The sequence below is a fragment of the Williamsia sp. genome, assembly GCF_036566845.1.
Lineage (GTDB): Bacteria > Actinomycetota > Actinomycetes > Mycobacteriales > Mycobacteriaceae > Williamsia.
Map to the genome: position 1 here is coordinate 1 of NZ_DATCVM010000063.1, position 10,140 is coordinate 10,140.

Annotated in this window: 12 protein-coding genes and 1 tRNA gene; 3 read left to right on the forward strand and 10 right to left on the reverse strand. The window is 61.1% G+C overall.

Annotated elements, in window-relative coordinates; translation table 11 throughout:
- Positions 1-95 precede the first annotated feature (95 nt).
- The 8 genes from VIQ49_RS05465 to VIQ49_RS05500 form a co-directional block, all read right to left on the reverse strand.
- Positions 96-434, reverse strand: coding sequence for a hypothetical protein (locus VIQ49_RS05465; protein ID WP_331881722.1), 339 nt, complete (start codon positions 432-434; stop codon positions 96-98).
- Between the two features lie 154 nt (positions 435-588).
- Positions 589-753: a hypothetical protein gene (locus VIQ49_RS05470; protein ID WP_331881725.1), complete on the reverse strand. Its 165-nt coding sequence runs from the start codon at positions 751-753 to the stop codon at positions 589-591.
- Complete coding sequence (locus VIQ49_RS05475) at positions 754-1,011, reverse strand: hypothetical protein (protein ID WP_331881728.1); 258 nt, start codon at positions 1,009-1,011, stop codon at positions 754-756.
- Positions 1,012-1,608: 597 nt separating this feature from the next.
- Entirely contained in the window at positions 1,609-3,519 is a 1,911-nt protein-coding gene (locus VIQ49_RS05480; protein ID WP_331881731.1) for an AAA family ATPase, read from the reverse strand.
- Positions 3,520-3,733: 214 nt separating this feature from the next.
- The gene (locus VIQ49_RS05485; RefSeq protein WP_331881734.1) at positions 3,734-3,895 is read right to left on the reverse strand and encodes a helix-turn-helix domain-containing protein; all 162 of its coding nucleotides are present in this window, start codon (positions 3,893-3,895) and stop codon (positions 3,734-3,736) included.
- Positions 3,896-4,055: 160 nt separating this feature from the next.
- On the reverse strand, positions 4,056-4,250 hold the full coding sequence (locus tag VIQ49_RS05490) for a helix-turn-helix domain-containing protein (RefSeq protein ID WP_331881832.1): 195 nt from the start codon (positions 4,248-4,250) through the stop codon (positions 4,056-4,058).
- 613 nt (positions 4,251-4,863) lie between these two features.
- Complete coding sequence (locus VIQ49_RS05495; RefSeq protein ID WP_331881737.1) at positions 4,864-5,934, reverse strand: site-specific integrase; 1,071 nt, start codon at positions 5,932-5,934, stop codon at positions 4,864-4,866.
- A 454-nt stretch (positions 5,935-6,388) separates the two neighbouring features.
- A complete protein-coding gene (locus VIQ49_RS05500) occupies positions 6,389-7,621 on the reverse strand; it encodes a L,D-transpeptidase (protein ID WP_331881740.1) in 1,233 nt (410 codons plus the stop codon).
- A 247-nt stretch (positions 7,622-7,868) separates the two neighbouring features.
- Here VIQ49_RS05500 and VIQ49_RS05505 point away from each other — a divergent pair.
- Positions 7,869-7,941: transfer RNA gene (locus VIQ49_RS05505), tRNA-Lys, on the forward strand.
- Between the two features lie 194 nt (positions 7,942-8,135).
- Here VIQ49_RS05505 and VIQ49_RS05510 read toward each other — a convergent pair.
- Complete coding sequence (locus VIQ49_RS05510; protein ID WP_331881743.1) at positions 8,136-8,357, reverse strand: DUF3618 domain-containing protein; 222 nt, start codon at positions 8,355-8,357, stop codon at positions 8,136-8,138.
- A gap of 141 nt (positions 8,358-8,498) precedes the next feature.
- On the opposite strand from VIQ49_RS05510, the gene bcp reads away from it, so the two are divergent.
- Both bcp and VIQ49_RS05520 read left to right on the forward strand, forming a co-directional pair.
- Positions 8,499-8,972: a thioredoxin-dependent thiol peroxidase gene (gene bcp, locus VIQ49_RS05515; RefSeq protein WP_331881746.1), complete on the forward strand. Its 474-nt coding sequence runs from the start codon at positions 8,499-8,501 to the stop codon at positions 8,970-8,972.
- A gap of 19 nt (positions 8,973-8,991) precedes the next feature.
- The gene (locus tag VIQ49_RS05520) at positions 8,992-9,705 is read left to right on the forward strand and encodes a TetR/AcrR family transcriptional regulator (RefSeq protein ID WP_331881749.1); all 714 of its coding nucleotides are present in this window, start codon (positions 8,992-8,994) and stop codon (positions 9,703-9,705) included.
- A 27-nt stretch (positions 9,706-9,732) separates the two neighbouring features.
- On the opposite strand, the gene VIQ49_RS05525 is transcribed toward VIQ49_RS05520, so the two are convergent.
- Positions 9,733-10,137 carry a holo-ACP synthase gene (locus tag VIQ49_RS05525; protein ID WP_331881752.1) on the reverse strand — a complete coding sequence of 135 codons (405 nt, stop codon included), beginning with the start codon at positions 10,135-10,137 and terminating at the stop codon, positions 9,733-9,735.
- Positions 10,138-10,140: the final 3 nt, after the last annotated feature.

Consider the following 10,140-nt stretch of genomic DNA (forward strand, 5'->3'; position numbering starts at 1 on the left):
AGTCCGAGGGGTAGTCCTTGCGGATCACGTTGAACATGCTCACCGAGCGTTCACGCAGCTCGGGCGGGTAGTTGTTAGACGGTCGTGCCATGGCTTCATTCTCCTAAGAAATGAAGCCTCCGGACAACCCGGTGCGGTTCATCCGCCACCGTGTCCACGTCTTTGACCGGCCCGAAGTCTTTGAGGACTTTGGTCAGGCTGGCAACAGTGATTTCGCCGCTTGTAGCGAGCTCTCGGCCAGCCTTTTGGAGCTTGTGCTGCCGCTCTTCCTCGAACTCTCGTCCAGCGACCTGCGCTGCGTCCGCGATGCGGGTAAGCCGCTCGGTCTCGGCTAGTTGTTCGTCGGTGAGCAGGCCCAACGCGTGGAGGGGTCCCGCCAGACTCTTGATGTCCAACAGTTCGCGAACGATTGTTGGGTTCAGTTCAAATGCCATATGTTCTATCCTTCGGGTAAGTCTTAGATATCTTTCGCCACGTTGGCGAGTTCAGTTCGGGTCGCCGTGAAGGTCAAACCCGCTACGCGGACCTCAACTTTGTGAATCCCGTTTTCGTGCAACGTAATAGGCCGATCACCGGGCATGTTCAGCCTCATGCAGCCTTCCGTTCGGCCACGTCGACAATCAGGTCCGCGACAGCCAGCGCGACCGGCACAGGTAGGTCGATGAAGTGCTTGAGTCGCCTCAACCGGACCGAGCTGCCGTCCTCGGTTCCATGAACCTGCACAAGCCCTGTGCCGGTTCGTATGCTCGGCATCTACGAACCCCAATGCGGGTGCTTCGCAGTCGCTGCCCCGAACTTCGCGATTTTCCCCAGCTCCGGCTTGGGCTTGGGATTGGGATCGGCATCGATAACACGGTCCACAGTTTCAATGAGCGCATCGACGGCGCTGGCTGGCAGCACAAGCCACGAACTCCCTTGGCGAAGGACAACCCCGTCGCCGCGCGTCGACCGCGCTACGCTGATCGGCGGGTGCTCTCCTCGAACTACCAGCCGAACTTCTTCTTCAATCATTCTTAAATCCCCTCTAAATCATTCCTGCGCAACATATTTGCGCAGAACCTATACATCCCCCATCGGAGCGGAGTTCGCGCCGCACAGCACTAATCAGGGCGCAGGAAACGCCCACCTGCCGCGCCACCTCCTCAGTCGTCAACCCCAACCGCAAGGCATCGATGATCTCGGGGCGTTCGTGTGACTTGTGTCCTCGGCCCGGACCGGCCTTATGCGGTCGTTCTCGGTATCGACGCCCCATTTCACGGGCGGCGCGCAACACGTCAGCACCCTCATACAACTGGCGACCGTCATCCGAGAAGGCGGCGACCGGCAAGACTCCCGCTAGAACCCAATCCCCAATCGTGAGATTCGGCCCATCCTATGCTGTTCCGGCCCCCGTAGCGCTTCGATCACGTCGGCTGTTGCAGACAGCATGTCGAACGTCGAGAACGTGTCACCGATCACGGACCACCACCAATGCCACCAGCACACGCGAGAGTTCCAGCGCTTCGGAATCGGTCAACAAAAGCATCTTGTTGCCTTGCCGAACCTTCACGCCGTCACCGTCACGCCGACGATCCGCAGCAAGAGTGCACCGTCCATTCGTTTGAATCCTCACGCTGCCGCCTCCAGAGCTTCGATTTCCTCACAGTGTCGGCATTCTGTGCACTGACCGTCCGCAGCCGATTTCTGAGTGATCAACAGTTCGGGGCACGTCGAACATGTAGCGAAGGGAGCGGCCGTAGGTGTATCGGTCTGGGTGCTCCCTTGGCTCCCTTGGAAGGGAGCACCTTCCGAAGGGAGCACCTCAAGGGAGCAACTGCTCTCTTGGTTCTGACCTGGGAAGAGAGCGAAGGGAGCACTTTCTACGTGATACAGGTCTTTGGGTGCTCCCTTGGGTGAATCACCACGATCATCGACGTGACCCGCTCCCTTGGGTGCGCTCCCTTGGTCGAGCTGCCAAACCCACCCACCGCCGAAACTGTCTCTCACTGACTTCGCCCCGATTCGCTTCTTCGCACGTTTGGTCTGATCAGTAGAAAACCCAGCCGCTTCGGTAGCTGCCTGTGCCTTCGTCGCGCCCACCGGACCATCGGCCAACAACCTGAGTAGTAGGTCATCAAGTGCGTGACGCTGATCGGTTCCGTCACCGGATGCAACATCGGCCACCATGTCCCGCGCGGACACATCAGATTCACCGATGTACCGCAGCAAAGGCACTGTGCCGTCGTGATCTTCGGTTGCCTCGAAGAACTCAATGGGGTCGATAGTGAAGATCGATGCCGCGACAGAACCTGCCGTGTTTGCCTTTTCAGGACCGACAACTAGGTTGCCTTCATCGTCCTGTTGCGCGAACAGAGTCATACGCGCCTTCTTGCGTAGCTCACTGGTCGCGCCGTACTTGTCTCGCGCGTTGGCCGACGCCATGCGGTTCGTGTGCGTCAACAACATGATCGCCGCATCGGTGACGGTCGCCGCTTCCTTCCACGGATGCAACGCTTGCCGGGCCTGTTGTGGATCTTTCACCGACAATCTGCCGGGCACAGTGTCCAACCAGGCATCTACGATCACCAGCGCCGGAACCGGGTCGGCACCGAGCACCAAATCCATGTCTCTCGGGAACTCTGGAGCGCCGGAACCATCGGTGTCAGTGCAGATCACCATGACCCGCGACAGATCCGCGCCAGCAACCTCTAGCCGTGGACGCACCGTCGAAGACCAATCGTCTTCGGTCAACACCAGCAGGACATGCGCAGGCTCACGCTCGGGAATCCCGAACTCAGGTAACGCCTTCCCGGTCGTCACAGCTCCCACCAACCACACCCACAGCAACGACTTGCCGATTCCCTCATCACCTACCAGGATCGCGATTGCGGCACGCGGTAGCCTTCCTTTCGCCAACCACCTCGGCTGTGCAGCCGGTCGCAGCTCTGACGCCTTGAACACCTTTGGTCGTGCCGGTTCGATACTTGCGGGAACGTTCGCCAGCACCAATTCATCGAGTCCGTGACCGGCGGCGATATGGTCTGCCGCATCCTTGCCCGTCAGCGCCTCCACGACGGCCACAGACGCCGCTACGTCAGCCACCAGTCCTCGAATGTCAGCAGCGTGCTTCTGACCCGGAGAATCCTTGTCAGCCACGATGACCACCGGCCTACCCGCAAGCGGTGACCAGTCGAACAGATGCGCGTTGCCTGCGCCCATCGCAGAACACACGGCACGACCACCAACAGCTTCGACCGCGTGCACATCCTGCTCACCTTCGACCACGTGAACCGTGATCGACAGATCATCGGGTAGGCGCTCAACGCGATACAGACTCTTGCCCTTGGTGTTACCCGACTGCCGAAACGCCTTTGCGGGCGAGCGGTGCACCTTCCTGCCGTCCGGGTAGGCGTAGGTAATACCATTCGCGTTGTCGAACAGGTCTCGCGCCTGTAGCCCAACCCCTTGCAGGACCTCGATCAAATCGTGGCCGCTGTGGCAGAACATCAGTGTTCGCCCCTCCGAGCGCTTCACCGACACCGACCGATCGGCAACGCTGTGACCCGGGGCCTGACACGACGCCCGCCCACCACGATCATCAACATGCAACCCGGCATTTGTGAACGAATCCAACACTTTTCGATATGAATCGGCCACTCTTGGCCCTCTCTCCACGTCCTGCACGACCACCGCGCAGAATCCCAACGATGTATCCCTATTTAGTTGTCAAAGAACATGATTCGGATCGCCGCGACTACAGCGGCCTGTCTAGGAGTGCCAGATCGGCGGGGTCCACAACGATCAGCCGCTTGCCGCGACGTGATGCTGGTAGCTCGCCCGACTTCGCCAACCGGCGCAGGTAGTCCACCGAAAATCCAGTCAGCTCCGCTGCCTGCTTCAGAGAGATTTTGCCCATAGTTTCACCACCTTCACGGGGGTTGGGATGCCCGGGTAACCAGGCGAAACAACAAGGCCAAACCAGTTCGGTCCGCCTCTACATAGATCAGTCTAGATAGAGCTGTAGTGCGATCTTTAGGACGAACACCTGTCGATTGCACATCATCGTTCACCGACAGTCACTGTGCACCAACGGGACTCATCATTTTCTCAATCTCCCGGCGATCGATCCTGATCAACCTTGGCCCTGCTCGACGTGCCGTCAGCCGACCGCCACTGATCCACCTGCGGATCGACTTCGAGGACACGCCCAGTTCCTCGGCAGCCTGGTCCACCGAAAGATATTTGCTCACAACCACTCCCATTTGCCTCATAAGCCACCAGATGCACCCACTGATGGACACCAACAAGACAGAACGATAGTGTTGTTACGAAGTTCGACCACTACAGCACTTACAAGGATATGCAACGCGCCGTGAAACATTGCAAGCAGTGCGGCACGCAACGCCCGTACACCGAGTTCCAAGTCGTCCGTCACGCCACACCCACACGGGCCGAACAGCGACGCGCCGAATGCAAGCTGTGCACCGCCACCAACATGCGGAAACGACGGGCAGCAACCCCCAAACCACCCCTCGTCACACACCGGCTGTGCACGAAGTGCGGTAAACGCAAACCGATCAGCCAATTCCGCAGACGCGGCAACAACGGCCACGCCGCGAACTGCGCCCACTGCCATCGCCCCAACACGGCCTATGAGAAGAGCGTTGCCCGCTATCCGCTGCAAATGCTGAAAGCGGACCCGAACCGGGCCATGCTGCGCGCACTGCCCAATCCACCGGCGTCACCGTGGAACATCACTTGTCCCACATGCAGGTCTGGTCCTGAACGGCCCTGCGATGCGCCACCTGGTGTTAGCCACCACACCCGGCTCTATCGGTGGTCTGACATTGTGAACGCGTGGCCGAACGTGGGCCGCAAACGTCTCTAGACTTCGGGGGGAGCCCACCCGGCCAGCCCTGACAGCTTGTCGGCTATAGCCGCGTCCCGGTCTGCCGCCGCGTGTTGGTAATGCATCGCCATGTTCGGGGTTGTGTGCCCCAACCGCGACATGAGTTCCTTGGTGGTCGCCCCGGCCTGCGCCGCCAGGACCGCGCCGACGTGACGCAGATCGTGAACGCGGATGTAGGGCTTGCCAACCTCAGCCACCGCGATCTTGAACTGTTTCCCGAACGCCGCCTGAGACAACCTCAAACCCCGCGTTGTAGTGAACACGAACGATTCCGGCCCATTGTGGGTGAGAACCTTCATGTGCGCCCTGAGCATGTCGGCAACGTGGGGCGGAACGTGCACATCACGGATACCAGCATCGGACTTGGGTTTGCCGACGATGATCTTCCCGTCAACACGTGTCGCTGCCCGTCGCAGCCGCAACACCACCTTGTCGTCCGTGACCGCCACATCTTTGCGTCGAAGTTCGATCAGTTCACCGAACCGCAGCCCACACCATGCCAGGAGTGGGACCGCCACCCGATACGTTTCCGGCATCCTCGCTGTCACTGTGTCCAACTCGGCCAACGTCAGCAACTCAACTTCGCGACGTTTTGGCGGCTTGCCCGCACTCTTAATCTGACACGGATTCTCTTTGATCAGCTTGTCCGCCACCGCCGTGTTCATGATGATCTTGAGAACGGTGTACGACTGCGCCGACCGTGTTGGCGTCTTGTCTTTGTCGAGCCCAGCCCACCATGTGCGCACGAGCGCAGGCGTCACGTCGGCCAACAGTTCAGGACCAAGGATCGGCAGTATCCGGCTGTCCATGACGGCCCGATACAGAGACCGGGTTTTGGGTGTCAGGTCGCGTTCAGCCAACCATCGTTCGCTGTACTCGTTGAGCGTGATCACCTTGGCGGCTTTGGTCTCGGCACGCTCAGCGGGCGGCGACCACTCCCCCAACTGGATGAGCCGAGATTCGGCTGATAGCCACCCTTCGGCATCCTGGCGCGCGTCATATGTCCGCGGGGCCGTGTAGCGACGCTGGCTCCCGTTGGGGTCCACGTAGCTAGCCTGCCACCGACCCGATGGCAGTTTGCGGAGCTTCCCGAAGGATCGACGCGTATTCCGACGAGTGTTTTTTCTATCCGAACCGCCAGGTGCCATGCACTAATTGTGCCCTACGTGCGTAACGACGTGGGTTGTTGCGTGCAGTTATGTCCACATGTATGGTTGCGCTGACCTGGGAAGAATCGGGAATCGACGCAGGTAGGCTCGCCCAAAACTGAATTACGGAGGTCAGATTGTGATTCTGGCTGTCGCGGGTTCGAGTCCCGTCGTCCACCCAAAGAAATGGTCTATCACACCTTCGGGCGTGGTAGACCATTTCTGTATCCGCACCTAGGGTCGCTGCACTCTGACACGGACCCCGATACGCCAAACGCCGGGTGGTGATCGTCTTTCGACGATCACCACCCGGCGCGGCATTGGTTCTACGCGGGTCTGAGTTCTCCCCAGATCAGGCGTTGCCCTTCTTCCAGGTCTCCCATGGGATGTTCCAGTCACCGAGGCCGTCTGTGCCCGACAGCTCCGGCCCGACCGTGTTCTTGACGGTGACGATGTCGCCGCGCAGCGAGTTCTGCACCCACCACAGCGCGTTCTCGGGGCTGACGTTCAGACATCCATGGCTGGTGTTCTCAGAACCCTGTGCGTACACCGACCACGGCGCGGAGTGGATGTAGATACCGCTCCAGGACATCTGGGTCGCGTAGTCGACGTCGAGCCTGTATCCGGCCGGCGAGTTCACCGGGACGCCATAGGTGGACGAGTCCATCACGATCTGATCGAGGCGGTCGCCGATGATGTACGTGCCGTTGTCGGTGGGTGTCGAATCCTTGCCCATCGACGTCGGCATGGTCTTGATGACGTTGCCGTTCTCACTGATGGTGATCGTCTTGGTGTTGTCATCGGCCACCGCGATCAGCTCGCGGCCGATGGTGAAGTTCGTCTTGAGGTTCTCCTGACCGAACAGGCCGTCCCCCAGGTCGATTCCGTAGGTGTTGATCTCGACGTCGACCTTGGTGCCCGGCTTCCAGTAGTTCTCGGGCCGCCAGCGCAGTTCGGTGTCGCTGAGCCAGTAGAACGCGCCCTCGGTCGGAGGATCGGTCTTGATGGTGATCGCGTCCTGCGCGGCCTTACGGTTCGGGATCGACTCGTCGAACCGGATCGAGACGGGCATACCGACACCGACAGTCGAACCTGTCTCCGGCATCAGGTAGGCCTGGGTCAGGTTGTTCGGTGAGCTGGTGGTGAACGTCCGGCTCGACTGGGTGGTACCGCCGATGCCCTTGGCGTCGGCCACGAGTGTGTACTGCTTGTTGTAACCGAACGATCCGGCGGGCACCGTCCAGGTCCTCTGGTCTTCCGACATGACGCCCGGCACAGCGACTCCGGCGGAGTTGGTGATCTCGACGTTGGTGAGGCGACCGTCGTTGGCGACCACCTGAACCGGCGCGCCCGGCGCGAAACCGACGTCGCCGTCGACGACCGGCTGGTTCGCGAATCCGGTGACCTCGACAGCGGGCTGCAGCAGATCGTCGAAGGGCGTGGTGCTCACCACCTGATCGCTGTACTTCGGGGGCTGGGGATCAGATGAGCACGCTGACGCCACACCCGCGAGTGTCACCAACAAAATCAACAGAACCGTGGGCGTATTCGCCCTCCGGGTCACAGAGGCCTGCGTGAACCCCATCACACTCCCAAGATCTGTCCAAGGCCCGACGACGCGGGCAAGAAATTAACTATCCGCAGTCTACGGGGTATGGATGACATCCAGGAAACAATGACTCCACGAAGGTGTGACACCGACTACACGAAGCACCCTGCGAACCAGGCGTTTCCGTGGTCTCGAACAGAGGCGACCAGGCGATTTTTATTTCTGCGGGTCGGCCTGATAGCGTTCTGTCTCGCAAGAACAAGTCAAAACAACTGAACAACAAGCGCCATTAGCTCAATTGGCAGAGCAGCTGACTCTTAATCAGCGGGTTCGGGGTTCGAGTCCCTGATGGCGCACATAACACGAAACCCCCAGGAAACTGGGGGTTTTACTTTTGCCCGGATGCCGTCCGACGGGACTTCGGGCGCCTTCGATACAGCCGAGCCGGAATCGGGGTTTTCAGCGCGAGCCGCAGACGCAGACGCCCGCCAGGTGAACAGCGCTCACCGGACGGGCGTTCCGAAGGCGGGTGTCCCGCCGATTCATTCGTTCAGCTGACAATCTTCTTGATCACGATGGCGATCACGACGACACCCACCGCGATCAGGGTCCCGGCAACCGCCGGCTTGCTGACCGTGGCCACCACGGTCGACTTGGCGTCCTCGGCCAGTCGTTGCGGGCTGGTCCGGGTGGCCAGCGCGTCGAGCGTCCCGGCCAGTTCGTCGCGGGCCCGCTCGATATCGCGTTCGATGCTGTCGGTGTCGCGTGCCACAGGTCCTCCATCAGTACAGTGCCGTCCTCACCGTAGCTGGGCGTGGATCGGTCCGGTCAGGTCTTCGGGTCTACGGTAGTTCACGCACCGTGTTGCACGTGTTGCGCCACACTGATTGCTCACTCGGCTAGCCTGGGTTCGATGACTGAAAACACACGCTTGGCAGTTGGCGACGACGCCCCCGGGTTCTCTCTGCCCGATGCAGACGAGAACACCGTCTCCCTCTCGGACTACCGCGGACGACAGGTGATCGTCTACTTCTATCCGGCGGCCAGCACCCCGGGTTGCACGAAGCAGGCTTGCGACTTCCGCGACAACCTCGCCGAGCTGAACACCGAGGGCATCGATGTCATCGGGATCTCCCCCGACAAGCCAGCCAAACTCGCGAAGTTCCGTGACGCCGAGAGTCTGACGTTCCCGCTTCTCTCGGATGTCGACAGGTCGGTCCTGGCCGCCTGGGGTGCCTTCGGTGAGAAGAAGATGTACGGCAAGACGGTAACCGGGGTCATCCGGTCCACCTTCCTCGTCGATGCCGACGGCAAAATCGCTGCCGCCCAATACAACGTGCGGGCCACCGGCCACGTGGCCAAACTGCGCCGCGACCTCTCGGTCTGACCGGAGGCAGGCACCCCCCATGGCTTCACGGCAGTCCGGCCCCGCACACGGGTCCTCCGGAGCACTCAAGACCGGTGCTCCGAAACCCGGTGCGGCCCGGCTGCTGAGTGCCGAACCACTGGTCCCCCGCAAGCGACCGACACAGCAACGGAGCCAACTCCGCTTCGACGCGATGCTGACCGCCGCGCGGGAACTCCTGATCGAAGTCGGATTCGAATCCTTGACGTGCGAGCACATCGCCGCCCGGGCCGATGTCCCGATCGGCACGCTCTACCAGTATTTCGCGAACAAATACGTGGTGGTCTGCGAACTCGACCGGGAAGACGCGGCAGGCGTCCAGAGCGAGCTGGCGAGTTTCGCTGCGGAGATCCCGTCGCTGGACTGGCCCCGTCTGCTCGAGAAGTTCATCGATCACCTCGCCAGGCTCTGGCACGATGATCCCTCTCGGCGCGCGGTGTGGCTGGCGGTGCAGTCGACTCCGGCGACCCGGGCCACCGCGACCGTCCACGAACGCGCCCTGGCCGCCCAGGTCGCGCGCATCATCGCACCGTTGACCCCGCAGCGCGATCGCCGGGCGCTGATGTCGGAGCTGCTTGTCCACACGGCATATTCGTTGCTGAGTTTTTCCGTGCAAGAAGGCCACAACCATCCTGACACCGTCGCCGAGCTCAAACTCATGCTCGGGCGGTACATGATGCTCGAAAACCGCGAAAACCGCCCGACCACAAGGTGATCCGGCGGCTCCGCGCGTCTGCGTGATTCAGTCGTCTTTCGGTGCCTCTTCGATGACGGCCACGGCTGCTGCAGTGTCGCCGTCGTGGGTCAGCGAGATGTGCACCACGGTTCCCTCGAGGTGCGTGGATATCTCACCACCCAGCCTGATCGCCGGACGTCCCCAGGTGTCGGTGACGACCTCGATGTCGCCGTGACGGATCAACGGCAGCAACGGCTTCCGCGCGAACCGACTGACCGACCAGGCCTTGATAAAGGCTTCCTTCGCCGCCCAGCGGGCCGCCAGATGCCTGGCGTCCTCGCCGGTTCCGACCGCCGAGTCACGACGCTCCCCCACCGTGAACCGGTCGGCGAACGTGGTGCCCGGCTGCTTCAGCTGTTCGGCGAAGCCGGGGATCGACACGAGGTCGATCCCCACTCCGATAACCGTCATTCG